The sequence below is a fragment of the Methylobacterium sp. D53M genome, from assembly GCF_053345625.1.
The window spans coordinates 93,561-119,639 of sequence record NZ_JBKFAL010000008.1 but is presented as its reverse complement, the minus strand read 5'-3'; the positions used below and the strand labels follow the sequence as shown (position 1 = coordinate 119,639).

26 protein-coding genes and 1 pseudogene are annotated in these 26,079 nt (G+C 72.7%); 21 read left to right on the top strand and 6 right to left on the bottom strand.

The window, feature by feature from the left end; all coding sequences use genetic code 11:
- The first annotated feature begins 16 nt into the window (after nt 1-16).
- The 8 genes from ACLBYG_RS14350 to ACLBYG_RS14315 all read left to right on the top strand — a co-directional run bounded on the left by ACLBYG_RS14350 (nt 17) and on the right by ACLBYG_RS14315 (nt 7,932).
- Nucleotides 17-1,378, top strand: coding sequence for a hypothetical protein (locus ACLBYG_RS14350; RefSeq protein WP_447681876.1), 1,362 nt, complete (start codon nt 17-19; stop codon nt 1,376-1,378).
- Nucleotides 1,375-2,802, top strand: a complete 1,428-nt coding sequence (locus ACLBYG_RS14345; protein WP_447681875.1) for a peptidoglycan-binding protein — start codon at nt 1,375-1,377, stop codon at nt 2,800-2,802. Before ACLBYG_RS14350 ends, ACLBYG_RS14345 begins: the two co-directional genes overlap by 4 nt.
- A gap of 12 nt (nt 2,803-2,814) precedes the next feature.
- Entirely contained in the window at nt 2,815-4,146 is a 1,332-nt protein-coding gene (locus ACLBYG_RS14340; protein ID WP_447681874.1) for a hypothetical protein, read from the top strand.
- 52 nt (nt 4,147-4,198) lie between these two features.
- Nucleotides 4,199-4,957 carry a hypothetical protein gene (locus ACLBYG_RS14335; protein ID WP_447681873.1) on the top strand — a complete coding sequence of 253 codons (759 nt, stop codon included), beginning with the start codon at nt 4,199-4,201 and terminating at the stop codon, nt 4,955-4,957.
- Nucleotides 4,958-5,024: 67 nt separating this feature from the next.
- Nucleotides 5,025-5,825: a hypothetical protein gene (locus ACLBYG_RS14330; protein WP_447681872.1), complete on the top strand. Its 801-nt coding sequence runs from the start codon at nt 5,025-5,027 to the stop codon at nt 5,823-5,825.
- Nucleotides 5,826-6,004: 179 nt separating this feature from the next.
- Nucleotides 6,005-6,424, top strand: coding sequence for a hypothetical protein (locus ACLBYG_RS14325; protein WP_447681871.1), 420 nt, complete (start codon nt 6,005-6,007; stop codon nt 6,422-6,424).
- Between the two features lie 91 nt (nt 6,425-6,515).
- Nucleotides 6,516-7,448, top strand: coding sequence for a lysozyme inhibitor LprI family protein (locus tag ACLBYG_RS14320; protein WP_447681870.1), 933 nt, complete (start codon nt 6,516-6,518; stop codon nt 7,446-7,448).
- A 139-nt stretch (nt 7,449-7,587) separates the two neighbouring features.
- Nucleotides 7,588-7,932 (top strand): hypothetical protein, encoded by a 345-nt coding sequence (locus tag ACLBYG_RS14315; protein WP_020095162.1) that lies wholly within the window; start codon nt 7,588-7,590, stop codon nt 7,930-7,932.
- Nucleotides 7,933-7,978: 46 nt separating this feature from the next.
- On the opposite strand, the gene ACLBYG_RS14310 is transcribed toward ACLBYG_RS14315, so the two are convergent.
- The 4 genes from ACLBYG_RS14310 to ACLBYG_RS14295 are packed head-to-tail and all read right to left on the bottom strand — an operon-like array spanning nt 7,979 to nt 11,319.
- Nucleotides 7,979-8,278: a hypothetical protein gene (locus tag ACLBYG_RS14310; RefSeq protein WP_056530802.1), complete on the bottom strand. Its 300-nt coding sequence runs from the start codon at nt 8,276-8,278 to the stop codon at nt 7,979-7,981.
- Nucleotides 8,262-9,389, bottom strand: a complete 1,128-nt coding sequence (locus tag ACLBYG_RS14305) for a hypothetical protein (RefSeq protein ID WP_447681869.1) — start codon at nt 9,387-9,389, stop codon at nt 8,262-8,264. Before ACLBYG_RS14305 ends, ACLBYG_RS14310 begins: the two co-directional genes overlap by 17 nt.
- The gene (locus ACLBYG_RS14300) at nt 9,386-9,805 is read right to left on the bottom strand and encodes a DUF4383 domain-containing protein (RefSeq protein WP_447681868.1); all 420 of its coding nucleotides are present in this window, start codon (nt 9,803-9,805) and stop codon (nt 9,386-9,388) included. Before ACLBYG_RS14300 ends, ACLBYG_RS14305 begins: the two co-directional genes overlap by 4 nt.
- Before the next feature lie 59 nt (nt 9,806-9,864).
- Nucleotides 9,865-11,319, bottom strand: coding sequence for an FAD-binding protein (locus ACLBYG_RS14295; protein ID WP_447681867.1), 1,455 nt, complete (start codon nt 11,317-11,319; stop codon nt 9,865-9,867).
- Between the two features lie 308 nt (nt 11,320-11,627).
- On the opposite strand from ACLBYG_RS14295, the gene ACLBYG_RS14290 reads away from it, so the two are divergent.
- The 12 genes from ACLBYG_RS14290 (at nt 11,628) to urtA (ending at nt 23,342) form a co-directional block, all read left to right on the top strand.
- A complete protein-coding gene (locus tag ACLBYG_RS14290) occupies nt 11,628-12,314 on the top strand; it encodes a helix-turn-helix domain-containing protein (protein ID WP_020095167.1) in 687 nt (228 codons plus the stop codon).
- A gap of 101 nt (nt 12,315-12,415) precedes the next feature.
- A complete protein-coding gene (locus tag ACLBYG_RS14285) occupies nt 12,416-13,324 on the top strand; it encodes a class II glutamine amidotransferase (RefSeq protein WP_447681866.1) in 909 nt (302 codons plus the stop codon).
- A gap of 34 nt (nt 13,325-13,358) precedes the next feature.
- Entirely contained in the window at nt 13,359-14,039 is a 681-nt protein-coding gene (locus ACLBYG_RS14280) for a GltB/FmdC/FwdC-like GXGXG domain-containing protein (RefSeq protein WP_042673563.1), read from the top strand.
- Between the two features lie 14 nt (nt 14,040-14,053).
- Complete coding sequence (locus ACLBYG_RS14275; protein ID WP_447681865.1) at nt 14,054-15,382, top strand: FMN-binding glutamate synthase family protein; 1,329 nt, start codon at nt 14,054-14,056, stop codon at nt 15,380-15,382.
- Between the two features lie 75 nt (nt 15,383-15,457).
- Entirely contained in the window at nt 15,458-16,765 is a 1,308-nt protein-coding gene (gene glnT, locus ACLBYG_RS14270) for a type III glutamate--ammonia ligase (RefSeq protein WP_042673567.1), read from the top strand.
- 90 nt (nt 16,766-16,855) lie between these two features.
- Nucleotides 16,856-17,320, top strand: coding sequence for an urease accessory protein UreE (gene ureE, locus ACLBYG_RS14265; RefSeq protein WP_447681864.1), 465 nt, complete (start codon nt 16,856-16,858; stop codon nt 17,318-17,320).
- Nucleotides 17,314-17,997: an urease accessory protein UreF gene (locus ACLBYG_RS14260; RefSeq protein WP_447681863.1), complete on the top strand. Its 684-nt coding sequence runs from the start codon at nt 17,314-17,316 to the stop codon at nt 17,995-17,997. The genes ureE and ACLBYG_RS14260 overlap by 7 nt, the downstream gene beginning before the upstream one ends.
- A gap of 10 nt (nt 17,998-18,007) precedes the next feature.
- Nucleotides 18,008-18,703 carry an urease subunit gamma gene (locus ACLBYG_RS14255; RefSeq protein WP_091681511.1) on the top strand — a complete coding sequence of 232 codons (696 nt, stop codon included), beginning with the start codon at nt 18,008-18,010 and terminating at the stop codon, nt 18,701-18,703.
- A gap of 10 nt (nt 18,704-18,713) precedes the next feature.
- Entirely contained in the window at nt 18,714-20,426 is a 1,713-nt protein-coding gene (gene ureC, locus ACLBYG_RS14250; protein ID WP_091681513.1) for an urease subunit alpha, read from the top strand.
- A 42-nt stretch (nt 20,427-20,468) separates the two neighbouring features.
- Nucleotides 20,469-21,095, top strand: coding sequence for an urease accessory protein UreG (ureG, locus tag ACLBYG_RS14245; protein WP_091977473.1), 627 nt, complete (start codon nt 20,469-20,471; stop codon nt 21,093-21,095).
- A gap of 2 nt (nt 21,096-21,097) precedes the next feature.
- Nucleotides 21,098-21,934 carry an urease accessory protein UreD gene (locus ACLBYG_RS14240; RefSeq protein WP_042675556.1) on the top strand — a complete coding sequence of 279 codons (837 nt, stop codon included), beginning with the start codon at nt 21,098-21,100 and terminating at the stop codon, nt 21,932-21,934.
- Nucleotides 21,935-22,109: 175 nt separating this feature from the next.
- A complete protein-coding gene (gene urtA / locus ACLBYG_RS14235; protein ID WP_091681517.1) occupies nt 22,110-23,342 on the top strand; it encodes an urea ABC transporter substrate-binding protein in 1,233 nt (410 codons plus the stop codon).
- Between the two features lie 213 nt (nt 23,343-23,555).
- Here the strand turns inward: urtA and ACLBYG_RS14230 are convergent.
- Nucleotides 23,556-23,660: pseudogene (locus tag ACLBYG_RS14230) on the bottom strand (integrase core domain-containing protein); the annotation flags it as partial.
- Between the two features lie 15 nt (nt 23,661-23,675).
- Nucleotides 23,676-24,983, bottom strand: coding sequence for a tricarballylate/proton symporter TcuC (tcuC, locus tag ACLBYG_RS14225; protein WP_447681862.1), 1,308 nt, complete (start codon nt 24,981-24,983; stop codon nt 23,676-23,678).
- A 277-nt stretch (nt 24,984-25,260) separates the two neighbouring features.
- On the opposite strand from tcuC, the gene ACLBYG_RS14220 reads away from it, so the two are divergent.
- Nucleotides 25,261-26,076, top strand: coding sequence for an IclR family transcriptional regulator (locus ACLBYG_RS14220; RefSeq protein ID WP_447681861.1), 816 nt, complete (start codon nt 25,261-25,263; stop codon nt 26,074-26,076).
- The last annotated feature ends 3 nt before the right edge of the window (nt 26,077-26,079 follow it).

Sequence of the window (26,079 nt, the reverse complement as noted above, 5' to 3'; positions counted from 1 at the left end):
GGGAGCCGTCGCAGCCATGAGCATCGCCCGCGAGGACTGGCTGCGCGCGCACGCGGCCCTCTGGTACGACGATCGCCGCTACCGCCTGGCCTGGCTCGCCCTGCCGCAGGCCGTGACCTGCGCGGTGGCGGGCCTGTGCATGGCGCTGGCCGCGCAGGGTGTCTGGGGTCAGCCGGCCACCGCCTCGAAGGCGCGGCTCGCCGAGCTGAGCGCCCTGCGCGACCGGGCCGGCAAGGACGGCGACCGCGAGGCGTTCGACGCGCTGACCGCCGCGGCCACCCGGGGCCAGATCGACGCCGCGACCAAGCTCGGGACGCTCTACGACCCCCTGACCGCCGCCTACTTCCCGAACAAGCCCGCGCCGAACGATTTCGTCCGGGCGGCCGCCCTCTACGGACCGGGCGCCGCGATCGGCGATCTCCTGGCGGTCACGCGCCTCGCGGACGTGCTGCTCGACCCGGCCAACCCCAACCGCGACCTCCGGCGCGGCTGCCGCCTGGCCCAGACCTGGATCGACGCCCCCGAGACGCTCGAGCGCACGATCACCGGCGAGGAGCGGCTGACCGTCAAGCTCGCCACCTGCTACGTCGAGCCCGAGAGCGGCCTACCGCAGGACCCGGTGCGGGCCGGGGGGCTGGTGACCGCGGTGCTGTGGCGCCGCCACCGGCCGACGATGGACGCCTTCATCAACAATCTCGGGCAGCAGAACCCCGCCCTGGTGTCGGGCATCCAGCGGCACCTGGCCGAGCAGCGCCGGTACATCGGCCCGGTGGACGGGCGGCCCAATCCCGGGATCATCACGGCGCTCCAGGTGGAGGCGGGGATCACCAACACGGTCGCGACCCCGCGGCCCGAGCCGCGGCGGGTGACGCCCAAAGGCCCGGATCCGGAGGTGCTGGCCCTCCAGGCCGCCGCCCGGACCGGCGACCGGCGGAAGATGGCCGACCTGAAGAGCCGCGCCGAGGCCGGGGACGCGGACGCGCTCACCGCCTACGCGCGCCTGTTCAACCCGGTGATGAACAAGGGCGACGTCTTCGCGCCGGACGCGCAGGTCGCCGTCGCCGCCTACGAGCGCGCCGCGGCCGCCGGCAACGGCATGGCGGCCGGCGAGGCGGCGGTGCTGTACGATTCCGGCTACGGCAACGTCGCCAAGGATCCCGGGAAGGCGGCGGCCCTCGCCCTGCGGGGCGTCGACCTCAAGGACGACCAGATCACCTTCTGGCTGCTGTTCCCGGAGGCGGGCAACTGGAGCGACGGGTTCTGGGGCGCGATCCAGGCCGCGCTGACCGCCCGCGGCTTCTACACGCTCCCGGTCGAGAACAAGCGCAATGCCGCGGTCATCACGGCCCTGCGCGCCTACATGAAAGCCAAGTCATGAGCGGCGCCACGATCGGGACCGACCGGCTCCGGGCGCACGCGACGCTCTGGTACGCGGACGCGCGCTACCGCCTCGCCTGGCTGGTCCTGCCTCAGGCCGCGGTCGCCCTCCTGGCCGGCCTCGCCCTGGCGCTGCTGAAGCCCGCGGGCGAGTGGGGCAAGCCCGCCGACAGCAAGGAGAACGAGAAGCTCTATCTCGACCTGCTCGACAAGGCCGGCAAGGACGGCGACCGGGCCGCCTTCGAGAAGCTGCGGACGGCCGCCGAGGTCGGCGACGTCAGCGCCCGCTCGTTCATGGGCGCCCTCTACAATCCCGAATGGGCCGCGGTCTACGCCAAGAACCCGGTCAAGCCCGACGCCGCCAAGGCGCTGACCTACTACCAGAAGCCCGCCGACCTCGGCTTCCCCGGGGCCCAGCGCGGCATGACCGAGCTCCTGCTCGACCCCGCCCGCGGCCAGCACGATCTCAAGCGGGGCTGCCGCTACGGGCTGGCCTTCCAGGCGAACCCGGTCGCGGTCCGGAACAACTACCTCGATTCCTGGTCGACGCTCTACTGGATCGCCGGCTGCTACACCGATGCCGGGAGCGGCGTCCCGCGGGATCCGCAGAAGGCCGCCGACCTCTACATGAACACGGTGGCGGCCAAGCTGCCGCGGGCGGTCACCACCTTCACGGACGAGCTCGGCCGCCAGCCCCCCGACCTCGTGGCGGCGATCCAGCGCGACCTCGCCAAGCGCGGCTTCTACACCGGGCCGGCCGACGGGACGGCGACGCCGCAGACGCGCGCGGCCGTGCAGGCCCTGGCCGGCCGGGGTGCCGGCCCGCAGGGCAACGCGGGAGCTGGCAGTGCGGGGGCGGGCAACCCCGGAGCCGGCAACACCGGCGCCGCGAAGCCCGCCGGCCCGCCGCCTCCGGCACCGCCCGCGGCAACGCCGAGCGTCGAGGAGCTCATCGCGCTGTCCAAGAGCGCGGTCTCCAATGCCGCCGACGCGGCGAAGCTCCGGGGCCTGGCGGAGAGCGGCGTCCCGGTGGCGCAGTACCTCTACGCCGCGATGCACCTGTCCCCGGCCAACCGGGAGCAGCGGGTCACCGCGCCGGACGGACCCCTGGCGGCCCGGTATCTCGAGCGCCTCGCGGTCGAGCGCTCCTTCGCCCCCGCGGCGGCCTCGGCGGCCTTCCTGTACGACCTCGGCGGCGCCGGCCTGCAGCGGGACCCCGCGAAGGCGGCCGACCTGACGATCCGCGCCCTCGAGCTCAAGTCCACCGAGATCCTGCAGAATCTCGAGCAGGACCAGTGGGGCGCCGGCTTCTGGGCCGCCCTCCAGCAGCGCCTCGCCGACCGGAATCTCTACCAGGGCCGCGTCGTCGACCAGCGCAACGACCGGACCATCCAGGCGGCGCGCCGCCTCCTCGGCAATCCATAGGAGACGGCCATCATGGGTCCCCGCCGCAAGGATCCCGCGCGGTTCCCGGCCCCCCGGGCCGGAAACCGCATCGGCCACCGCACCGCCGCCCTGATGGCGGGCCTGCTGGCCGGCCTCCTGATGCCCGCCGCCGCGCAGGCGCAGATCAAGGTCCGCAAGGCCGACTGCTTCTTCGCGGCCGACGGCAGGACCGTCATCGACGGGGTCTGCGAGTTCCTGACCGACGCGCGCAGCTACGGCGTGGGCGGGTTCCGCCTCGCCACCTACACCAACGGCTACCTGCGCGACGGCGTGGTCGTGTCGGTGACGGCGCCCGGCCAGGGCACGGCGACCTGGAACCGGGAGCCCGGCGGCAAGCCCGAGGACGGCCCCGCCGACGGCGTCACCGCGGGCGGCGCCTGCTGGACCGGGTCCCGGAGCCGGATCTGCGCCTGGAAGGTCGGCGAGGGCCGCCCCGGCTTCGGCGGCGCCCCCGCGGCGGCGCCCGAGGCCGGCGCTCCGCGGGCCGCCGACTGCTACCTCGAGGTCGCGGGCGATGTCCGCCTCGACGGGGCCTGCCAGTTCCGGTCGGAGACCGGGCAGACCGGCGCCCGCGGCTTCGAGATCCGCTCCTACGCCGCGGGCAAGCTCGACGTCGTGGCGCAGCTCGTCCGCGACCCGCAGAACCCGCTGAAGGCCACGGCCTTCTGGAACGGGTCGTCCGGGGGCCTGCGCGCCGCCGAGGCCCTCGGCGCCCTGTCGCCGAGCGGCCCCTGCTGGGACAATGACGGCGCCCGTCTCTGCGTCTGGCAGCCCGGCCAGCCCCGCGGCGGCTGGGACCGGCGGGCCGAGGCCCGGGCTCCGGCCACGCCCGAGACGCCGCCGTCGCCGCCACCGGCACAGGCGCCGTCACAGGCGCCGCCTCCGCCGCGCGACGGCGCGGAGGGGCGCGATCCGCCGCCGGGCACGTTCCTGAAGCTGTCCTTCAAGGGCCGCTGCGAGTCCCTGATGATGGACGGGGAGGACCTCACCGCGACCTGCGCCCCGGAGGCGGTGAACACCTCCGTCGTCGGCAGCCCGAAGGCCGGGTTCATCTTCGGCACCACCGACGGCAAGGCCATGGCGTTCATGGCCTCGGCCAAGGGCTCCGTCGAGGGCGGCACCCTGCACCAGCCCGTCGACGAGCTGATGTACGCCGAGCGCGACCAGTCCACCTTCAAGGTCAAGGGCACCTGCGAGATGCCCAACCCGATGGGCGGCCCGGTGGTCATCACCTGCAACGCCCAGTCGGCGAACAGCACCTACGCGGTCCGGTTCCGCACCGACGGCGGCAAGCCGGTCCTGACGCGCGGCGACGCGAAGTGAGGCTCTCGCCGCGGACCGGAACCGCATGACCCGCGAACCCGAGGAGGATCCCATGGCACGACGCGTTGCGACGACGGGAGGGGCCGGCGGCACCGGGATCCTCGTCGGCCTCCTGGGGCTCTGCCTCGCGGGACCGGCGCTCGCGGGATCCACGAGCGTGACCGCGCGGCCCGGGGAGCGGGTCCGCCTCGACGGCTACGCCACCCACGAGACCCGACCGGGCTGCCCGTCCGTTCCGGCGGCCGCGATCGAGCTGGTCACGCCCCCGCGCGGCGGCCGCATCGAGCAGCGGCGCGAGTTCCTGGTCCTCGGCCAGAACATCGACGGCACCCCGTCGCGGGACGGCTGCCAGGATGTCGAGCGGGACGCGCGGACGCTCTACTACACGGCCCGGCCCGACTTCGCCGGCCACGACACGGTGTCGGTGATCGTCACGTTCGTCACCGGCGAGGAGGCCACCTACACCTACAGGATCACGGTGCCCGAGGGCGAGGGCCGGCGGGCGCCGGCAGTGTCCCAGGCACCCGCCCCCCGCGACGCGGGCCTCGCGCGGCCGGCCCCGGCGGCGCGCGCCGCTCCCGCCGAGCGGGCGACTCCGGCCGCGACTCCGGCTCCGGCGCCCCGGGAGGCGAGCACCGGCGACTTCCTGCGCGACGCGGTCCGGGGCGCGGTCCCGGCCACTCGGCCGGCGCCGGCCGCGCCGCCCCCGAAGGCCGCCGAGGCCGCGGCGCCCGTGCCCGGCACGCCCGCATCGCCCGCGCCGCCACAGCAGTTGGCACCGCCGCGCCCGCCCGCCGCGCCGCAGCTCTGACGCAGCTCCGGCGCGGACGGCCGGACCGGCCGCCCGCACCCCCACCGCCAAGCCGAGGACGAGTCCCGTGCATCAGCGCCTCCCGAACGCCCCCCGATCCGCGGCACCGAACCGACCGCGTCGGCGCGCCGGCGCCGGCGTCCTCGCCCTCGGATCGGCGCTCTGCCTGCCTCTCTGCCTGCCGCTCTGCCTCGCCCTGCCGGCCCGGGCGGAGGTGGAGAACAAGACCGCGCGCGCCGGCCAGCGGATCTTCCTCCAGGGCTTCACCTACTACTTCGCCACGCAGGGGTGCCGCTCGCGCGCGGCCACGATCGAGCTCGTCAGGTCGCCGCGCGGCGGGCGCATCGAGCAGCGGCGCGAGTTCCGGATCCTCAGCGGCAAGGTCGACGAGACCGGGGCGCAGATCCGGCAGCCGGACGGCTGCGAGGACGCCAAGAAGGACTCGATGTCGCTCTACTACACGGCGCGGCCCGACTTCTCCGGACTCGACACCCTGTCGATCGACGTCACCTTCGGGGACGGGTCCACGGTGCCGTACACGTTCCGGATCACCGTGCCGCCGGGCGAGCCCCGCCGGGCCCCGGCGGTGTCGCAGGCGCCCGTCCCGCGCGCGGGCGGCGCCGGGCAGGCCGCGCCGGCGGCCCGGGCGACGCCGGCTCCGGCCCCCCGGGAGGCCGGCACCAGCACCGGCGACTTCCTGCGCGACACGGTCCGCGGCTCGGTCGCGGCCCCGCGGCCGGCACCGGTCGCGGAGCCTCCGAAGTCCGAGGCGGCCGCGGCGGACGCGCCGCCTCGGACCGAGCCTCCGCCGCCACGCGCGATGGCGCCGGCGCCGCGCCCCCGGCCAGCGGCCACGCCGCAGCTCTGAGACCCTGCGGGGCCGGCCGGTGCAGGCCGACCTTCCGCACCCGTACGAATCCACGCCTGCCAGGGCCCCCGCTGCACAGGTCCGGCAAGTCACCAGCAGAGCCACCAGCAGAGCCACCAGCAGAGCCACCAGCAGAGCCACCAGCAGAGCCACCAGCAGAGCGAAGTGAGAGGCACCCCATGGGATCGATGCGGAACGCGTTCGTCTACGCGGCCATCCTGTCGACGCTCCTGCTCCCCGCGGCCGCGGCGGAGACGTGCCGCGACCATTACCGGAGCGAGGGGACGCCGATGCTCCAGGCCATCACCTACAAGACGTGGATGATCTTCCCCTCGGTCAGCCCCAGGGCCGCGTTCGACCGGGTGACGCGGGCGGTCCTGGCCGAGGGGTTCGTGGGCGTGCACGTGGAGAAGGCGCTCGGCACCCTGACGGCCCAGCAGGAGACATCCGGTTCGGGGCGACCGCAGACGCTGCGGGTCGTCGTGCGCAAGGCCGGGGCGGGCAGCCGGGTCGACGCCCTGTTCATGGTGCAGGCCGGTCAGATCGGTCAGGATGTCGACCAGAACCTGTGCCGCATCGTCGATGCCGCGGCGCAGTAGGCCCCCGATGTCGACCGGCTCCAGGCACGCGGCCCAGAGGCGAGGTTCCGATGCGCGGTCCGCTGCGAGCTTCGGGGCGAGGTTCGGGGCGATGCTCAGCGCGGGGCCGGCCGTGACGCGCCTCCCGGCGGCCGCCCTCGCGGCAGCCCTCGCCGCTTCCCTCGCCGCAACCCTCCTGGCGCCGTCGTCGGCCCGCGCGATCGACTGCCGCAAGGCGGCCAGCCCACTCGAGCGCATGATCTGCGCCGACCCGGCGCTCCGGAAGGCGGACGCCGCCCTGGGTGCGGCCTATTCCGGCCTCCTGCACAGCACGGACGACGCCGAGATCCGCGCGATGCTGGTCGCCAGCCAGAAGCGCTGGGTGGCGGCCCGGGACACGTGGCTCGGCGACCTGGACGCGGCCGACGCGCGCGCCGTCGTGCTGGAGGCGATCCGGGCACGGACCGAGGACCTGTCCGGCCGCTCGAAGAGCGATCCCGCCCGACCGCACTGGATCGCGGCGGCACTGCGGCAGCGGGCCTTCGCGGCGCGGTTCACCGGCGGCCCCTTCGCGGGGTTCGAGACGGCGTGCGACTTCCTCCCCGTCGGGCGGGACCGGGTCTACGGGTGCTTCGGCAGCCGGCGCTACCAGAACGGCGACCGGGTCTGCACGCTGTCCGACGACTGGGCGAGCGGCCACACCTCCGAGACGCGCACGGTCGCGCGGGTCGTCGACGGCGCCGCGCGCACGGTCGCGACCTGCACGATCGGCGGGGGCGACGACGCGGAATGCCCGGGTCCCGACAACGCCGACGGCCGCTGGGCGCGGCCTGCCGCCCCGGCCGTCGCCGCCGGCGCGGCGGCGGCACCCGCGGGCCCTCGGCCCGTCCTCGACGTCGAGCTGGCCCCGGACGCCGATGCCGAGACCTGGCTCTCGACCTGCCTGACTGACCCCGCCTATCCGCCGCCCGACCCGGTTCCGGCGGCCCGGACGGCCCCGGGATCGAGCCCGCCCGCGCCCGCGGGCGCCCCGAGCAGCCGGTGACGATGGGACCACACACCCCACGCCCGATCCGGCCCCTGCGCCGGCCCCTGCGCCGGCCCGGGGCCGCCGGCACGCTCTCGGTGACTACGATGGGCGATGGCGAACTGCCCGAGGTCCACGGATACGGAGTCGCGTGCCGATGAGACGGATCCTGCGGGCGCTGCCGCTGATCGCCGTGACGGGCCTGGCCGCGACCGCCGCGGTCGCGGCCCCCATTCCCCCCTGCGCGGCCGACGCCGAGCGGCAGGCCCTCAAGCTGCTGCGCTTCCACAGCGACGGCGACGCGCGGGCCACGGTCGATCCCGCGTCCGTCCGGTCCGTCGGCACCGTCGCGTCCCTGGTCGGGACGCGGCGCTTCCAGGTGATCGAGGTGGAGGGCAGCATCTACAAGGGCGCGTATCGGATCCGGCTGATCTACGCGCCGATGCCCGGGAGCTGCGTGCTGATGGGGCAGGAGATCCTCGAGCGCTCCGATCCCTACTGAGCACCGGCCCGCGGCCGGCCCTCCGGCCGCCCCGCGGGCGCTGTCCTCAGCGCACGCCGAGGCAGCCGGTCCCGGGCGCCGGCAGGACCAGCCAGGCACCGCCCGCGTAGAGGCGCCGGACCGCGCCCGGCGCGGCGGGCCGGAGCACCAGGTACGCGCGGCCGGACGAGACCAGGGCCCCGTCGTCGGCGGCCGCCAGGGCGGCGGGGTTCCCGAGCGCCACCACGGTCTCCGGCTGGACCGCGAGGGCGGTCAGCGCGGTCACGCCGAGCCCCCCGGCGAGCGCCGCCGCGACGGCGCCGACCGGCAGGCCGCGCCGCGGGCGCCGATCAGTAATCGTAGGCATGCTCGAACCGGCCCCCCGCGGCCTCCACGGCGCGGATCTGCGCGACGAGCTGCTCCACCGCGGTGTCGTAGCCGACGCGCTGCCAGCCCGGCTCGGACTGGATCGGCATCGCGAACAGCGGCTCGGCCCCGGCGAGGGTGACCGTCCGGCCCGGCGGCAGGAGGACGGTGGTGAGGATCCGGTGGTTGCCGGCGATCTCCAGGACGGTCCGGCCCCGCGCGCCGAGGCCCCGGACGATCTCCGTGAAGGCCCGGTAGCGCGGCGTCTCCATCAGGGCGGCCGGGCCGCCGTCGCCGGCCGGGACGGGGCCGAGGAGGGTGATGCGCGGGTCGGCGGCCGCGTCGCCGGCATCGAGCCCCGCCACGACGCTGCGGATCGTCAGGCCGGCCGGGTCCATCCCGGCGAGCCACGCGATCCCCTGGGCGTAGGCCCATTTCACCCCGTATTGCAGCGTGAGCGCGCCGCGCCGCTCGACCGCCCGCAGGGACGGCGTGAACGGGACCTCGTGCCAGAGCCGGGACAGCTCCGCGTCGAACGGGTAGCGGTACCAGGGGGTCTGGCGCAGGAACGCGGCGTAATCCGCGAGCAGCCGCGCGTTGAACCGGTCCTCGTCGGTCGGTTCGGGCCCCCGCCACCGCGCGGTCAGCGCCCCGAGGGTGCGCTCGTAGGCCCCCTGGATCAGCATCTCGGCCGTGAAGCTGAGGCCGATCACGTAGTTGGTGACTTTCTGGCCCGCGGTGACGTCGCCGGTGCGCCCGGCCGCCCGGGTCGCCCCGCACAGGCTCGTCCAGAAGCCCGTCGTCGCCGCCCAGTAGTCGAAGGCCGATTCCGAGGCGGAACGCGTCACCCCGGCGAGGTCCGCGTAGGCGTGGACGATGTCCCATTCGGGGAAGGTGAGGTAGCTGTCGCCGGCCGCGCGCTTGTAGCCCTCGGGGGCGATCCCGAAGCGCGAGCCGCCCGCCGAGCGCCCCGGCCCGGCGGGATCGGGCCTGACCGTGCAGCCCCCCTCGATCGCCGCGACGGGCAGGGCGCAGGCGAGGGCCAGAGCGGCGAGGCCGGCGACCGCCCAGCGGACGACCCGTCGCCGGCGGCGGGGGGGCCGGGGGCTCACGCGGCGACCCCGGCCGCGGTCCGGGCGCGCCACGGCCACCAGCCGAGCACGACGCCGGCGAGGCCGAGGCTCAGGTGCGGGCCGTTGGAGAGGAGCGGGCTGTCCTGGAAACCCTTCAGGAACAGCGACAGGTCGAGGAAGCTCGACCCGGTGAGCACGCCGACGACGCCGTCGAGCAGGTAGATCGCCCCGAAGGCCCGCAGGAAGGTCACGGCGGCGGAGTGCGACCACAGACCGGCGGCGAGCGCCCACAGGCCGGAGGCGAGGTGGAGCGCGTCCTTGTAGACGTCGAGCCGGAACAGGCCGAAGACGCGGCCCTCCGCGTCCCGGAAGGCCGGGACGTAGTCGGTGGCGGCGGCGAACAGCAGGATGGCCGCGAAGGCGAGGGCGGCCACCTGCGGGGGCGTGGGTCTCATGGGCGTCTCCTGAGTCGGCACGCGCGGCCCGCGCGAGGCGGATCTGTGCCGGGGCGCGGTCAGGCCATGTAGGTCGACCACAAGGCGTTCCGGAACAGCAGCCCCGGATCGTAGCGGCGCTTGGCCGCCACGAAGGCGTCGAGCTTCGGATAGGCCCGGGCCATCTGGTCGCGCCGGGCGTGCAGGCGGTAGGGCAGGTAATAGGCCCCGCCGATCGCCACGACGCGCTCGATCAGGGCCTCGGTCATGCGCATCATCGCGGCCTCGTCGCCCGGGGTGAGCCCCTGCGAGAACGACATCACCGCGCCGATCCGCGGGCCCGGCGCGTAGGCCAGCGTCGAGTCCGGGTCCGCCGCCACGTAGCGCAGGGTGACGTTGAGGCAGTCGCAGCCCGAGCGCGGGATGGTCTCGCGGCAGGCGGCGAGGAACGCGTCGAAGCGCTCGGGCGGGACGAAGTACTCGTGCAGGATGTCGGTGCGGCTGCGGTCGCGCGAGGCGAGGTTGGCCACCGGCTCGTTCATCAGGCTGTTGCGGGTGGCGAGACCGGGATCCAGGGCCGGGTTGAGCCGGGTCTCGGCGATCCAGCGGGCGCGCTTGCCGAACTCGCTGCCGACCTGGGCCCGGTAGATCTCCCGCGAGACCGCCGAGAACGCCCCCTGCGCGGCCGCCGCGGGCAGGACCTGCGGCGGGTGCTCGGCCTCCGCGTAGGTGACGAGGATCGCCTCGTCGAAGAAGCCGGCCTGCGCGACCGAGAGCCGGCCGTAGGCCATGCGCAGGCGGGCGTCGCGCGCCACCGCCGCCGCGAAGGCCGGCGCGAAATCCGCGGCCGGCATCACCGCGAAGGTCGGCGTCAGGAGGCGGTTCGGCACCATCTCGACCACGAGGTCGACCACGATCCCGAACAGGCCGTATCCGCCCATCGCCAGCCCGAACAGCTCGGCGTTCTCCTCGCGGGAGCAGGTCACGAGGCTGCCGTCGGCCAGGACGAGGCGGAGGGCGCGGACGGTGGAGCCGAACGGGCCGTGCGGCGCGGGCCAGCCGTGGGCGTTGACGCAGAAGGTCGAGCCGACCCCGAAATCGCTGTTCGACTGCATGACCGTCGGCGAGTAGCCGATCCGGTCGAGCTGCCGGATGACCTGCGACCAGCGCGCGCCGGCCCCGACCCGGTAGAGGCCGGCGGCTGTGTCGGGCTCGATCGGGCCGCCCTCCAGGGTTACGGCCGTCCCGTCGCGGGCGAGGCTCTGGGCGCCCATGGAATGCCGGGCGACGCCGACGGCGACCGGCCGGCCGGCGGCGGCGGCATCCCGGATCTCGGCGCGCACGGCCTCGATCAGGGCGTCGGTCGACCCCGTCGGGAGCACGGCGTGGCGCGTCACCGGGGTCGGGTTGAGGCCGCTCGCGTCGTTGAGGATGATCCGCGGCGCGGCCCGGGCCGCCCGCGGCAGCAGCGCGGCGGCCGCCGCGGCGCCGCCGCCCGCGAGGATCCCGCGCCTGCTCGGTCCTGTCCCGGCCATGCCCACCCTCGATTCGCGCCGGCGGGGCGACCGGCTCGCCCCGCCGGCCAACCCTGCGACGGGTTCGGATCCGGCGGCGTGAGATCACGCACGGAGCGCGGCGCGCCGCCGGCCGGGACGATGCCACGCCGCCCCCGGCGCGGTCGAGCGCCCGCGCTCCGGCCGTCGGCGCCGCGCGCCGATCCGTCCTCAACCGCGATTCCTCGACGGGTCGCGGATCGCGACGTTGACAGGCGTCCGGGGCCACGGCACGGCGGCGGAGGACCCGCTAGGCCGGAGCCCACGATCGCCGAGGAGGGAGATCCGCCATGCCGTCAGGCGCTTCGAACCGGACGGCAGGGGAGGCCCCGCGGCCGGAGCGGGAGCCGGTCCTGCTGCAGGATCCGCACGCCGTCCGCGAGCCGCGCGAGAACAACCTCGAGCGCGCGATCGGCCACGCGGTGCGCGAGCGCCGGAAGCGGCTCGGCATCACCTCGGCGGACCTCGCCGCGACGACGGGCCTGTCGCCCGGCATGCTGTCGAAGATCGAGAACGGCAACATCTCGCCGTCCCTGACGACGCTGCAGCTGCTCGCCCAGGCGCTCGGCATGCCGATCACCGGCTTCTTCCGCGGCTACGAGGAGGTCCGCAACGCGGTCTTCGTCAAGGCCGGCGAGGGGATCGAGCTGGAGAGGCGCGGCACGCGGGCCGGGCACCAGTACAACCTGCTCGGGCACATCCACGAGAACACCAGCGGCGTGACGGTCGAGCCGTATCTGATCACGCTCACGACCGATTCGGACGTGTTCCCGACCTTCCAGCACCCCGGCCTGGAGTTCCTCTACATGCTGGAGGGCGAAGTGCTGTACCGGCACGGGGACCGGCACTTCCACATGCAGCCCGGCGACAGCCTGTTCTTCGACGCCGATGCCCCGCACGGGCCGGCGGAGCTGCTCGTGCTGCCGGCCCGCTACCTCTCGGTGATCGCGTATCCACAGTCGGGCCGCACCGGCTGACGGGCCGCGTTGTTCTCAGGAAGAAATCTTATTTCTTGAGGGTTGATTTCCGCCGCGCAGGCCGCCTATGCTCCTGGCGAACCCGCGACGGAGGTGGTGCCATGTGCGGCATCGTCGGATTGTTCCTGAAGGACCCCGCCCTGGAGCCGCAGCTCGGCGCGCTGCTCGCCGACATGCTCGTCACCATGACGGATCGGGGGCCGGACTCGGCCGGCCTCGCGATCTACGGGCCGCCGGCCCCCGGCCTGTCGAAGATCACCGTGCAGTCGGCACGCCCGGAGGCGGATTTCCCCGCCCTGGAGCAGCGCCTCGTGGAGGCCTCCGGCGGCTCGGCGCGGGTGGCGGTGAAGAGCTCGCACGCGGTCATCACCGTGGCGTCCGACCGCCTCGCCGCGACGCGCGACGCCCTGAAGGGCCTCGCGCCCGATCTGCGCGTGATGGGCGCGGGCGAGAGCGTCGAGATCTACAAGGAGGTCGGCCTGCCGAAGGACGTGGTGGCGCGCTTCGGCATCGCCGGAATGTCGGGCACCCACGGCATCGGCCACACCCGGATGGCGACGGAATCGGCCGTGACCACGATGGGCGCGCACCCGTTCTCGACGGGCGCCGACCAGTGCCTCGTCCATAACGGCTCGCTGTCGAACCACAACAACCTGCGCCGGAGCCTCGCCCGGGACGGCATGGCCTTCGAGACGGAGAACGATTCCGAGGTCGCGGCCGCCTATCTCACCACCGCGATGGCGCGGGGCCGGGACCTCGGCGCGGCGCTCGCGGGGGCGCTCACGGATCTCGACGGGTTCTTCACCTTCGTGGTCGGCACCAAGTCCGGCTTCGGGGTGCTGCGCGACCCGATCGCCTGCAAGCCGGCGATCATGGCGGAGACCGAGCGCTACGTCGCCTTCGGCTCGGAATACCGGGCGCTCGTCGGCCTGCCGGGGATCGAATCCGCCCGCGTCTGGGAGCCCGAGCCGGCGACCGTCTACTTCTGGGATCAGCGGCAGGCCGCCTGAGCCGCTCCCCCCGCAGCCTTCACGGATCTCGCCCATGCCCGTCTTCGATCTGGCGGCGACGCCTCTGCGCGCCCTGAACCAAGCCCTCCACGGCGTCGCGCCGGGCGCCAACGACACCGCATTCGAGGTGCTGAACCCGCGGGGCCAGCACGCGGTCGCGGTCGGGATCGACGGGCCCGTCACCGTCACAGTGCGCGGCCCTGTGGGCTACTACTGCGCCGGCATGAACGACGGCGGCACCGTCACGGTGCAGGGCTCGGCGGGCCCGGGCGTCGCCGAGAACATGATGTCCGGCACCGTCGTGATCGAGGGCGACGCCTCGCAATATGCCGGCGCCACCGGGCGCGGCGGCCTCCTCGTCATCAAGGGCAACGCGGCCTCGCGCTGCGGCATCTCCATGAAGGGGATCGACATCGTCGTGCACGGCTCGATCGGCCACATGTCGGCCTTCATGGGCCAGTCCGGATCCCTCGTGGTCCTGGGCGATGCCGGCGAGGCGCTGGGCGACTCGCTCTACGAGGCGAAGCTGTTCGTGCGCGGCAGCGTGAAGAGCCTCGGGGCCGACTGCGTCGAGAAGCCGATGCGCCCCGAGCACTTGGAGCACCTCGCCGCCCTGCTGGACCGCGCCGGGGTCGCGGACGTCCGGCCCGAGGATTTCCGGCGCTACGGCTCGGCCCGCAAACTCTACAGCTTCAACATCGACAACGCCTACTGAGCGGGAGACCGGGCATGACCTACCAGAACCCGCCGATGCCGCCGCGCAAGTCGGCGACCTTCGACGATCACACGATGGCGGAGATCCGCCGGGCCGCGGCCACCGGCATCTACGACATCCGCGGCGGCGGCACGAAGCGCAAGCTCCCGCATCTCGACGACCTGCTGTTCCTCGGCGCCTCGATGTCCCGCTATCCCCTGGAGGGCTACCGGGAGACCTGCGGGACCGGCGTCACCCTCGGCACGCGATTTGCCAAGAAACCGATCGCGTTGAAGATCCCGATCACCATCGCCGGCATGAGCTTCGGATCCCTGTCCGCCAACGCCAAGGAGGCCCTCGGCCGCGGCGCTACGCTGGCCGGCACCTCCACCACCACGGGGGACGGCGGCATGACCGACGAGGAGCGCGGCCATTCCGACATCCTCGTCTACCAGTACCTGCCCTCCCGCTACGGCATGAACCCGCGCGACCTCCGGCGCGCCGACGCCATCGAGGTGGTGGTCGGCCAGGGCGCCAAGCCCGGCGGCGGCGGCATGCTGCTCGGCCAGAAGATCTCCGACCGGGTCGCCGCCATGCGCGACCTGCCCAAGGGCATCGACCAGCGCTCCGCCTGCCGGCATCCGGACTGGACCGGCCCGGACGATCTCGAGATCAAGATCGGCGAACTGCGCGAGATCACCGACTGGGAGAAGCCGATCTACGTGAAGGTCGGCGGCGCCCGGCCCTATTACGACACCGCGCTCGCCGCGAAGGCCGGGGCCGACGTCGTCGTCCTCGACGGCATGCAGGGCGGCACGGCGGCGACCCAGGACGTGTTCATCGAGCATGTCGGCCAGCCGACGCTCGCCTGCATCCGCCCCGCCGTGCAGGCGCTGCAGGACCTCGGCCTGCACCGGAGCGTGCAGCTCGTGATCTCGGGCGGCATCCGCTCGGGCGCGGACGTCGCCAAGGCCATCGCGCTGGGGGCGGACGCGGTCTCGATCGGCACCGCCGCTCTGGTCGCCATCGGCGACAACGACCCGGCCTACGAGGACGAGTACCGCGAGCTCGGCTCGACCGCGGGTGCCTACGACGACTGGCACGAGGGCCGCGACCCGGCGGGCATCACCACGCAGGACCCCGAGCTGGCGGCCCGCCTCGACCCGGTCCGCGCCGGCCGGAAGCTCGCCAACTACCTGAAGGTGATGACCCTGGAGGCGCAGACGATCGCCCGCGCCTGCGGCCACAACCACCTGCACAATCTGGAGCCCGAGGATCTCGTGGCGCTGACGCTCGAGGCCGCCGCCATGGCCCGCGTGCCGCTGGCCGGCACCGACTGGTACCCGGGCAAAGCGGGCTTCTAGGGCCCTTCAACCCCGCCGGTCGCGCCGGAACGGGGCGCGGCCGGCCCCCAACCGATCCGCGCTCAGGGGGCTGCCGTGACGACCGACCTTTCCGCCTACGCCGCCGAGCACGGCGTGAAGTACTTCATGATCTCCTACACGGACCTGTTCGGCTGCCAGCGCGCCAAGCTGGTGCCCGCGCAGGCGATCGGCGCCATGCAGCGCGACGGCGCGGGTTTTGCCGGCTTCGCCACGTGGCTCGACCTGACCCCGGCCCATCCCGACCTGTTCGCGATGCCGGACGCCGCCTCGGTGATCCGCCTGCCCTGGAAGCCGGACGTCGCCTGGGTGGCGGCCGACTGCACCATGGCGGACGCGCCCGTCGACCAGGCGCCCCGGGTGGTGCTGAAGCAGCTCGTGGCGCGGGCCGCCGACGAGGGCCTGCGGGTCAAGACCGGCGTCGAGGCCGAGTTCTTCCTGCTGAGCCCGGACGGATCGGCGATCTCGGATCACCACGATCGGGCGGAGAAATCCTGCTACGACCAGCAGGCGCTGATGCGCCGCTACGACGTGATCGCCGAGATCTGCGACCACATGCTGGCTCTGGGCTGGAAGCCCTACCAGAACGACCACGAGGACGCGAACGGCCAGTTCGAGATGAACTGGGAGTACGACGACGCGCTGGCCACCGCCGACAAGCACGCCTTCTTCAAGTTCATGGTCCGGTCGGTGGCCGAGCGGCACGGCCTGCGGGCGACCTTCATGCCGAAGCCGTTCCCGGGGCTGACCGGCAACGGCTGCCACTGCCACGTCTCGGTGTGGAACGCGGCCGGCACCGTGAACGCCTTCGCGGATCCCGAGATGCCGTTCGGCCTCTCGACCCGGGGCCGGCACTTCCTCGGCGGGATCATGCGGCACGCGCCCGCGCTCGCCGCGATCACCAACCCGACGGTCAATTCCTACAAGCGCATCAACGCGCCCCGCACGATCTCGGGCGCGACCTGGGCGCCGAACGCCGTGACCTGGACCGGCAACAACCGCACCCACATGGTGCGCGTGCCCGGGCCGGGCCGGTTCGAGCTGCGCCTGCCCGACGGGGCGGCCAATCCGTACCTGCTCCAGGCGGCGATCCTGGCCGCGGGCCTGGACGGCCTGGCGTCGGCGGCCGATCCCGGGCCGCACAGCGACGTCGACATGTACCGCGACGGCCACGCCGTCACCGGCGCGCCGCGCCTGCCGCTCAACCTGCTCGACGCGCTGCGGGCCTTCGAGGCCGACGAGGCCCTGCGGGACAATCTGGGCGGCGCGTTCTCCGTCGCCTACCTCAAGTTGAAGCAAAATGAGTGGGACAGCTACTGCGCCCATTTCACCGCCTGGGAGCGCGAGACCACGCTCGATGTCTGAGCCGGTGCTGCCGGTGACGCGCCGAACGGCGGACCGGCTCTTGCAAGGCCCAGGTCGATCCTGGCGACGGGGAGCGGGACGCGGACCGACATGCGTGTGATCCATCGTATCCTGGGCAGCCGGCACGAATCCGGGATGGCCGAGCGCCTGCACCATCTCGCGCATCACGGCGCGGTGGACGTGCTCGTCGTGTCGAGCACCGACGTCGCCCGGCGGCGGATCCGCGCGACCACCCAGTCCGGCGAGGAGATCGCCCTCGCCCTGCCGCGGGACGAGCCGCTCTTCGACGGGGCCGTGCTGGCGCTGGACGCGGACCGCGCCCTCGTCGCCCGGGTCGGCTCCGAGCGCTGGCTCCGCCTCGTCCCGGACAGCCAGGCCGCCGCCCTCGAACTCGGCTACCACGCCGGCAACCTCCACTGGCGGGTGCGCTTCGCCGACGGCGCCCTCCTGGTAGCCCTGGACGGTCCGGCCGACGACTACCTCGTGCGCCTCGGCGCCCTCGTCACCGACCGGCAGGTGACCCACACCATCCTCGACGAGGCGGCGCCGTGCTGAGCCGGCTCCTGTCCCTCCAGCAGGCCGACGCCGCCTTCCCGAGCGGGAGCTTCGCCTTCTCCAACGGGATCGAGGGGCTCGTCGCGGGCGACCCGGCCTTCGACACGGGGAGCCTGACGCGGACGCTCACGGCCCTCGTGCGCTTCCGGTGGGCGGAGAGCGACCGCATCGCCCTGATCCTCGCCCACCGCGCCGGCCCCGATCCGGCCCGGCTCGGCCGCATCGACGCCGCCGTGGAGGCGGCCACCCTCGTCGAGGCGATGCGCACCGGCAGCCGGCGCAACGGCGCCTCCCTGCTGACCACCCACGCGCGGCTCGCGACGCCCGGTGCCGGGGACATCCGCGCCGCGATCCGGTCCGGGCTCATGCTGGGGCACCTCGCCACCGTGCAGGGCGCCCTGTGGCGCGGGCTCGGCCTGTCGGAAGCGGAGGCGGCGGCCGTCGCCGGCTACCAGCTCGTCTCCGGCCTGGTCTCGGCCACGGTCCGGCTCGGTCAGGTGGGCGCCATCCAGGGCCAGAAGGCCCTCCAGACGGTGCTGCCGCTCGTCGCGGAGATCGCCGAGCGGCCCGTGACCGAGGACCCCGACGGCGCGATCGTCCTCACGGGCTTCACGCCGCTGATCGAGGTCGCCGCGATGCGGCACGCGCGCGCCGACCTGCGCCTGTTCGCCAACTAGGGAGCGGGTGATGCTGCTCACGCCCACCGAGCTGGAACGGCTCACGATCTTCACCGCGGCCGAACTCGCCCGCAAGCGCCGGGCCCGCGGCCTCAAGCTCAACTACCCGGAGGCGGTGGCGCTCATCACCGACGAGATCCTGGAGGGCGCGCGCGACGGGCGCAGCGTCGCCGACCTCATCGGCTGGGGCTCCACGATCCTGTCGACCGAGGACGTGATGCCGGGCATCGCCGCCATGCTGCCGATCCTGCAGGTCGAGGGCGTCTTCCCGGACGGCACCAAGCTCGTCACGGTCCACGAGCCGGTCCGCGCCCGGGCGGGCGCCCCCGCCGACACCCTGGAGCCCGGCGCGATCCTGCCGGCCGACGGCGCGATCGAGCTCGCCGCGGGCCGCCCGCGGGTCACCCTCGACGTCGTCAACACCGGCGACCGCCCGGTCCAGATCGGCTCGCACTACCACTTCTTCGAGGTGAACCGGGCGCTCGATTTCGACCGGGCGGCGGCCCTGGGCCACCGCCTCGACATCCCGGCCGGGACGGCGATCCGCTTCGAGCCGGGGCAGCGCAAGACCGTGACGCTGGTCGGCTTCGGCGGCGCCCGGGAGCTGACCGGGCTCAACGACCTGACGCAGGGGACCCTGCCCGACGACGCGGCGCGGGCGGCGGCCCTCGCCCGCGCCAAGGCCCGCGGCTTCAAGGGCGCCTAGGGAGAGTGCCATGGTGACGATCCCGCGCCGCGACTACGCCGCCCTCTACGGGCCGACCACCGGGGACGGGGTGCGGCTCGCCGACACCGCCCTGGTGGCGGTCGTCGAGCACGACCACGCCGTCTACGGGGACGAGTGCCTGCACGGCGGCGGCAAGACCCTGCGCGACGGGATCGGGATGGCGCCCGGGGTGACCGCCGCGCAGGGCGCGCTCGACTTCCTCCTCTGCAACGTCGTGGTGATCGACCCCGTCCTCGGCATCCAGAAGGGCGATCTCGGCATCAAGGACGGGCGGATCGTGGCGCTCGGCAAGGCCGGCAACCCGGCGATCATGGACGGCGTCGACCCGCGCCTGATCGTGTCGGCCGGGACGACGGTGCGCGACTGCGAGGGTCTGATCGCGACGCCCGGGGCCATCGACGTGCACGTGCACTTCGATTCCGCCGGCCTGCCGGACCACGCGATCGCCTCCGGCGTCACGACCCTGCTCGGCGGCTCGCTCGGGCCGATCACCGTCGGCATCGATTCCGGCGGCCCGTTCAACACCGGCCGCATGCTCCAGGCCGCCGAGGCCTGGCCGGTCAATTTCGGCTTCCTCGGGCGCGGCAACACCCACCGGCCGGCCGCCCTGAAGGAGCAGCTGGAGACCGGCGTCCTCGGCCTCAAGATCCACGAGGACTGGGGCGCGATGCCGGCCGCGATCGACGCCTGCCTGGGCTTCGCCGACGCCTACGACTTCCAGGTCCAGCTCCACACCGACACGCTGAACGAGTCGGGCTTCGTGGAGGACACGCTGGCGGCGATCGGCGGCCGTACCATCCACATGTACCACACCGAGGGGGCCGGGGGCGGCCACGCGCCGGACATCATCCGGGTCGCCGGGCTGCCGCACTGCCTGCCGTCGTCGACGAACCCGACCAACCCCTACACGGTCAACACCTTCGACGAGCACCTCGACATGACGATGGTGTGCCACCACCTCAACCCGGCCCTGCCGGAGGACGTGGCCTTCGCGGAGAGCCGCATCCGCGCCCAGACCATCGCGGCCGAGGACGTGCTCCACGACATCGGCGCCATCGCGATGCTCGGTTCCGACAGCCAGGGCATGGGCCGGATCCACGAGGTCGTCTGCCGGACCTGGCAGCTCGCCTCGAAGATGAAGGACCAGCGCGGCCCGCTCCCCGAGGAGAGGCCGGGCTTCGGCGACAATGCCCGGATCAGGCGCTACATCGCCAAGTACACGATCAACGCCGCGCGCACCTTCGGCATCCAGGAGCATGTCGGCTCGCTGGAGCCCGGCAAGATGGCCGACATCGTCGTCTGGCGGCCGGCCTTCTTCGGGATCAAGCCGGAGCTCGTGATCAAGGGCGGCTTCATCGCCTGGGGCGCGATGGGCGATTCCGCCGCCTCGCTGATGACCTGCGAGCCGGTGCTGATGCGCCCGCAATGGGGCGCCTTCGGGCGCGCCAAGCAGGCGCTCTCGGCCTGCTTCGTCCACCCTCTGGCGATCGAGGCCGATCTCGGCGGCCGGCTCGGCCTGCGCAAGGCGCTCCTGCCCGCGCGCGGGACCCGCACGCTGACGAAGGCCGACATGCTCTGGAACGACGCCTGCCCGGAGATCCGCGTCGATCCGCAGACCTTCGACGTCTTCGTCGACGGCGTGCTCGCCACCTGCGAGCCGGCCCGGACCCTGCCGCTCGCCCAGCGCTACATGCTGCGCTGAGCGGCGCCGAACCCCGTCCCCCCTCTCACGGCCCCGCTCCCCATGACCGACGTGACTCCCGCGAACGCCGCCCGGATCGGGATCGGCGGCCCGGTCGGATCCGGCAAGACCGCGCTGATCGAGCGGCTGATCCCCGTGCTGCGGGCGCGCGGCGTCGATCTCGCGGTGATCACGAACGATCTCGTCACCAAGGAGGATGCCGAGCGGCTGCGCCGCTCCGGGCTGATCGATCCGCGCCGCGTCGAGGCGGTGGAGGCCGGGGCCTGCCCGCACACGGTGATCCGGGAGGACCCGACCCTCAACATCGCCGCGGGCGACGCGCTGGAGGCGCGCTTCCCGGGCCTGCAGCTGCTCGTCTTCGAATCCGGCGGCGACAACCTCGCCTCGACCTTCTCCCTCGACCTCGTCGACTGGTGGATCTTCGTGATCGACGTGGCCGGCGGCGACGACATCCCGCGCAAGCGCGGCCCGGGCGTGCTGCGCTGCGACCTCCTCGTGATCAACAAGATCGACCTCGCGCCGCATGTCGGCGTCGACCTCGACGGGATGCTCGCGGAGGCCGCGCGGGTCCGGAGCGGCAGGCCGGTCCTCGCCACGAACGCGCGCGCGGGCCTCGGCATCGACGCGGTGGCGGATGCCATCGGCCGGGCCGTCCTGTTCGCGCCCTAGCCGTGCCCGACGACGTCCAGACCGGCCGCCGCGCGACGGCCCGCCTCGGCTTCGTGCGCGGCGGCGGGACCAGCGTGCTCGCCGACCAGCACGTGCCGTACCCGTTCCACATCACGAGGCCGTTCCGCCTGTATCCGCAGCGGCCGGAGCTGATCACGCTGTACCTGCAATCGGCTTCCGGCGGCCTCTACCGCGGCGACCGTCTCGGCCTCGACATCGCGATGGGTCCGGGCTCGGCGGCGCACGTCACCACCCAGGCCGCCACGGTCGTCCATCGCAGCGCCGATCAGCCGGCCCGCCAGGACACGCGGATCCGCGTCGGCGCCGATGCCTTCCTCCACTGCGTGCCCGATCCCCTGATCCTGTTCCCCGGCGCCGCCCTCTCGGCCTCGACCCGGGTCACGCTCGAGCCCGGGGCCCGTGCCGTCGTCTCCGAGAGCATTGCGTGTCACGACCCGGAGGGCCGCGGCAGGCCGTTCGAGCACGTCGAGCTCGCCCTCGGCATCGAGACGGCGGCGGGGGCCGTCCTGGTCCGCGAGCGGGCGCGCATCGCCGGCGCCGAATTCCGCGATCCGGCCTCGCCGCTCGGCCCGTGGCGGGCCTACGGCGCCCTCGTCATCCTCGGTCCGGCCCCGTGCCTGCCGGATCCCGGGGACGTCCAGGCCGCGGCCGACCGCACCGGCTGCCGGGCCGGGCTCAGCCCGCTGCCGAACGCGGCCGGGCTCGGCCTCCGGCTCCTCGCGCCCGACGGCGGCACCCTGGCGGCGGGGCTGGAGGCGGCCGCCGGTCGCGCCTTCGCGGCGCTGACCGGGCTCGCCCCGGCGCGCCGCCGCAAATAGGAAGCCGGCGCCCGGGAGCGCCGCCGCCGATATGGGCAGGCTGCCGATGTTTTCATCTTGCGAAATTTATTTTCTTTTGAAGAAATGCGCCGAAGGAGACGATCCGTGCGCGACGGCTGATCCGGTGCGGACGGGGCGGCCCACCTTCTCGAACGATCTGAAGGATTTGCCCCCCATGGCGACAGACGATCCCGCGCACTTCACCCTCCGCCGGCGCCTGCTGCTCGGGCTGGCGGCGGCCCCGCTCGCGGCATCGCTGCCGCGCGTCGCGGCGGCCGCCGAGGCCGGTGCTCTGGCGGTGACCGACAGCGAGGTGACGGTCGGCATCCTGCACTCGATCACCGGCACCATGGCGATCTCGGAGACCGGGCCGAGCCAGGGCGAGAAGCTGGCGATCCAGCAGATCAACGACGCCGGCGGCGTGCTCGGCCGCAAGATCAAGATCATCCAGGAGGACGGCGCTTCCGACTGGCCGACCTTCGCCGAGAAGGCCAAGAAGCTCCTCGTCAACGACCACTGCGCCGCCGTGTTCGGCTGCTTCACCTCGGCCTCGCGCAAGGCGGTGCTGCCGGTCTTCGAGCAGTACAACGGCCTGCTGTACTATCCGACCTTCTACGAGGGCTTGGAGCAGTCCAAGAACGTCTTCTACACCGGCCAGGAGGCCACGCAGCAGATCCTCGCCGGCCTCGACTGGGTCCATAAGGAGAAGGGCGGCGACAGCTTCTACTTCATCGGCTCCGACTACATCTGGCCACGCACCTCCAACAAGATCGCCCGCCGGCACATCGAGACCGTGCTCAAGGGCAAGGTCGTCGGCGAGGAGTACTTCCCCCTCGGCCACACGCAGTTCAACTCGGTCATCAACAAGATCAAGCTCACCAAGCCGAAGGTGATCTTCGCCACGATCGTGGGCGGCTCGAACGTGGCGTTCTACAAGCAGCTCAAGGCGGCGGGCATCGACCTGTCGAAGCAGGTGCTGATGACGCTGTCGGTGACCGAGGACGAGGTCGACGGCATCGGCGGCGAGAACATCGCCGGGGCCTACTCGTGCATGAAGTACTTCGAGTCGATCCAGAACGAGAACAACAAGGCGTTCGTGGCCGCGTTCAAGAAGATGTGGGGCGAGAAGACGGTCATCGGCGACGTGACGCAGGCGGCCTATCTCGGCCCGTTCCTGTGGAAGATGGCCTGCGAGAAGGCCGGCACCTTCGACGTCGACAAGGTCGTGGCGGCCTCGCCGGGGCTGGAGTTCAAGGGCGCGCCGGAAGGTTACGTGAAGATCGACGAGAACCATCACCTCTGGTCGAAGACCCGGGTCGGCCGGGCCAAGCCCGACGGCCAGTTCGAGATCGTCTACACCAGCCCCGAACTGATCAAGCCCGATCCGTTCCCGAAAGGGTACCAGTAGGCCAGGCTGACGGCTGCGAGGATATCGGTGGCCGGCCGGGTCCAGATGACGGGCTCGGCGTGTCGGTTGTGGCCGGCGATGTCGCGTTTGATCGCCGCCTGCGGGTCGACGACGCCGATGACGGGGCCGCGCCGCGTGTCCGTCGTCGGAAGAGCTGAAACGCCTTGAGGCGCCCAGAGACGGAGGCTGTGGTCCAGCCGGGCTGGCTTGCGGCCGCCACGCCTCGATCTCGCTCCTCGCGGCGGCCGACGACGAGAACCAGTTCGCGTTCAGGCACTCGTCGCGCAGGCGGCCATTGAACGAGTCGGCCCGCGCGCTTGTGCCGGTCCGCGCTCAGGCCGGCGTGACAGCCGTCGTCCCACGTCGGGAGATGTGCACGTTGCGGAAGAGGGTCAGAGCGCCCACGATCGAGAACAGGGCCGCACAAGCGAGCCAGAGGCCTGGCATGGCTCGATTCCCCGTTGCGTGGATCAGATAGGTACAGATCGCCGGGGTGAAGCCGCCGAAAATTGCCTGTGCGAGACTGTAGGCCAGGGAGAAGCCTGTGGCGCGAACCTCGGCCGGCATGATCTCGGTCAGCGTGACGACCATCACCCCCTGGTAGCCGCCATACAGGAACGACATCCACATGAGGGCGGCCAGCAAGCGGCCGAAGGACGGGTCTGTCACGAGCCACGCCATGACCGGGTAAGCCGTGAGACCGATCAACACCGAGAAGGTCAGGAGCACCGGAAGCCGCCCGACCCGGTCCGACACCGCCCCCATAACGGGCACCCAGACGAAGTTCGCCACGCCGACGCAGACGGTGACCACGAAGCTGTCATGCGCACTCAGGCCGAGAACCTGACGCGCGTAGGTCGGGGTATAGGCCGTGATCATGTAGAAGAAGACGCTCGTCAGTGTGACGAGCAGCACCGCCTTGAGCACGATCGCCCAGTTCTGGAGAAGTGACCGGTAGATCTCGCCGAGGGTTACGCGGCGATGCTTCGCCCGCTGCGCAAAATCCTCGCTCTCCTGCATCGAGCGCCGGATCCAGAACAGGACGGGGATGATCAGGCAGCCGATCAGGAACGGAATGCGCCATCCCCAGGCGAGCATCTGCTCCTCCGTCAGGAAGCCGCGCAGGGTCACGCCGATAACGGCGGCGAAGACCACGGCGACCTGCTGGCTCGCCGATTGCCAGCTCACGTAGAAGCCGCGATTCCCCGGCGTCGCGATCTCCGACAGATAGACCGAGACGCCGCCGGACTCGGCGCCGGCGGAGAACCCCTGCAGCAATCGGCCGATCAGGACGACAATGGGGGCGGCGATGCCGATCGACGCGTAGGTCGGCGTGAACGTGATGAGCGCGACGCCCACCGACATGATGGCGAGGCTCATGACCAACCCGGCTCGTCGGCCGTGGCGGTCGATATAGGCGCCGAGCACGATGGCGCCGAGCGGACGCATCAGGAAGCCAATCCCGAAGGTGGCCAACGACAGCATCAACGAGACGTACTCGTTGTCGTTGGGAAAGACGGCCTTTGCCACCGCAGCGGCGTAGAAGCCGTAGACCATGAAATCGAACATTTCGAGGAAGTTTCCGCTCACGACGCGGAAGACGTCCTTCTTCGAGGGCGATCGCTGCACCGAAGCGTCCATGGTTTCTCTCCCGTCATTGGATCGGCCTCCTCTTCGGAAGGCTGTGCCGGCCTGAGAACGACGCAAGTTGTTCTAATATTTGGAACGACGTATCAGGAATTGACAGGCTATGAACGCCCTGGCCTGCAGTCAATGGAGAACCTGCAGAATTCGCGACTGCGCGGCCGTTATTCGAGGAACCGCCATTGTTGTTGCAACTCGTTCAGAGGACTGCACTTGACGAGGCGCCACGGGCAACGCTAGCTTTTACCAGAACGGCGTTTTGAATGTTGGAACGATGGACAGCACCCTCCTCAAGGGATTGATGCTCCTGGAGCACTTGGCCGGCAGCGAGACGCCGCGGGGCGTCAGCGAACTGGCACGCGCGCTCAACCTCACGAAGAGCAATGTGCATCGCACGCTCCAGACACTGGTGGCCGCCGGCTACGTGCGCGCCCAGACCGGTGGCACCTACGCCTGCACCTTGAAGCTCTTCGAGCTCGCCAGTCCCGTTGTGGCGCGGATCGACGTCCGGCAGGTCGCCGAGCCCTTCATGCGGACCCTGGCCGATCAAACTCAGGAGACCATCCACCTGTCGCTGCTCGACCGGGCGGACGTCATCTACCTGCACAAGATCGAGAGCCCCCAGCCGGTTCGCGCCTATTCGTCGATCGGTGGCCGCGCTCCGGCCTATTGCGTGGCGTCCGGCAAGGCGCTGCTCGCTTATCAGGAGGAGGCGCTGGCCCACCTGCCGGAGACGCTCCAGGTCCACACGCCGCGCACGATCGCGACCCTCGACCTCCTGCGGCGGGAACTCGAGCAGGTCCGGATTCAGGGTTTCGCGATCAATCGCGGGGAGTGGCGGGAGGGCGTGTGCGGGCTCGCCGCGATCGTCCACGATGCCATGGGCCGTCCCGTCGCGGCGATCGGTATCTCCGGGCCGGCCGATCGCCTGAATCCCACGGCGCTCCGCCGCTTCAGCGACGTGGTCGTCGACGCGGCGCGCAGCCTGTCGCGGACCCTCGGCTACAACCCCATCACCGTCTCATCCCCTGCCGCGCCGCGGCATGCCCTAGGCTCAGCGCTCCCGCGCGCGCCGGCGGCGCTTGCCTGATCG

What these genes read in the sequence shown, in the direction of transcription:
- ACLBYG_RS14350 (WP_447681876.1), top strand. Translation starts at nt 17, where the DNA reads ATGAGCATCGCCCGCGAGGACTGGCTGCGCGCGCACGCGGCCCTCTGG.
- ACLBYG_RS14345 (WP_447681875.1), top strand. Translation starts at nt 1,375, where the DNA reads ATGAGCGGCGCCACGATCGGGACCGACCGGCTCCGGGCGCACGCGACG.
- ACLBYG_RS14340 (WP_447681874.1), top strand. Translation starts at nt 2,815, where the DNA reads ATGGGTCCCCGCCGCAAGGATCCCGCGCGGTTCCCGGCCCCCCGGGCC.
- ACLBYG_RS14335 (WP_447681873.1), top strand. Translation starts at nt 4,199, where the DNA reads ATGGCACGACGCGTTGCGACGACGGGAGGGGCCGGCGGCACCGGGATC.
- ACLBYG_RS14325 (WP_447681871.1), top strand. Translation starts at nt 6,005, where the DNA reads ATGGGATCGATGCGGAACGCGTTCGTCTACGCGGCCATCCTGTCGACG.
- ACLBYG_RS14320 (WP_447681870.1), top strand. Translation starts at nt 6,516, where the DNA reads ATGCTCAGCGCGGGGCCGGCCGTGACGCGCCTCCCGGCGGCCGCCCTC.
- ACLBYG_RS14315 (WP_020095162.1), top strand. Translation starts at nt 7,588, where the DNA reads ATGAGACGGATCCTGCGGGCGCTGCCGCTGATCGCCGTGACGGGCCTG.
- ACLBYG_RS14310 (WP_056530802.1), bottom strand. Translation starts at nt 8,278, where the DNA reads ATGCCTACGATTACTGATCGGCGCCCGCGGCGCGGCCTGCCGGTCGGC.
- ACLBYG_RS14300 (WP_447681868.1), bottom strand. Translation starts at nt 9,805, where the DNA reads ATGAGACCCACGCCCCCGCAGGTGGCCGCCCTCGCCTTCGCGGCCATC.
- ACLBYG_RS14295 (WP_447681867.1), bottom strand. Translation starts at nt 11,319, where the DNA reads ATGGCCGGGACAGGACCGAGCAGGCGCGGGATCCTCGCGGGCGGCGGC.
- ACLBYG_RS14290 (WP_020095167.1), top strand. Translation starts at nt 11,628, where the DNA reads ATGCCGTCAGGCGCTTCGAACCGGACGGCAGGGGAGGCCCCGCGGCCG.
- ACLBYG_RS14285 (WP_447681866.1), top strand. Translation starts at nt 12,416, where the DNA reads ATGTGCGGCATCGTCGGATTGTTCCTGAAGGACCCCGCCCTGGAGCCG.
- ACLBYG_RS14280 (WP_042673563.1), top strand. Translation starts at nt 13,359, where the DNA reads ATGCCCGTCTTCGATCTGGCGGCGACGCCTCTGCGCGCCCTGAACCAA.
- ACLBYG_RS14275 (WP_447681865.1), top strand. Translation starts at nt 14,054, where the DNA reads ATGACCTACCAGAACCCGCCGATGCCGCCGCGCAAGTCGGCGACCTTC.
- ureE (WP_447681864.1), top strand. Translation starts at nt 16,856, where the DNA reads ATGCGTGTGATCCATCGTATCCTGGGCAGCCGGCACGAATCCGGGATG.
- ACLBYG_RS14255 (WP_091681511.1), top strand. Translation starts at nt 18,008, where the DNA reads ATGCTGCTCACGCCCACCGAGCTGGAACGGCTCACGATCTTCACCGCG.
- ureC (WP_091681513.1), top strand. Translation starts at nt 18,714, where the DNA reads ATGGTGACGATCCCGCGCCGCGACTACGCCGCCCTCTACGGGCCGACC.
- ureG (WP_091977473.1), top strand. Translation starts at nt 20,469, where the DNA reads ATGACCGACGTGACTCCCGCGAACGCCGCCCGGATCGGGATCGGCGGC.
- urtA (WP_091681517.1), top strand. Translation starts at nt 22,110, where the DNA reads ATGGCGACAGACGATCCCGCGCACTTCACCCTCCGCCGGCGCCTGCTG.
- tcuC (WP_447681862.1), bottom strand. Translation starts at nt 24,983, where the DNA reads ATGGACGCTTCGGTGCAGCGATCGCCCTCGAAGAAGGACGTCTTCCGC.
- ACLBYG_RS14220 (WP_447681861.1), top strand. Translation starts at nt 25,261, where the DNA reads ATGGACAGCACCCTCCTCAAGGGATTGATGCTCCTGGAGCACTTGGCC.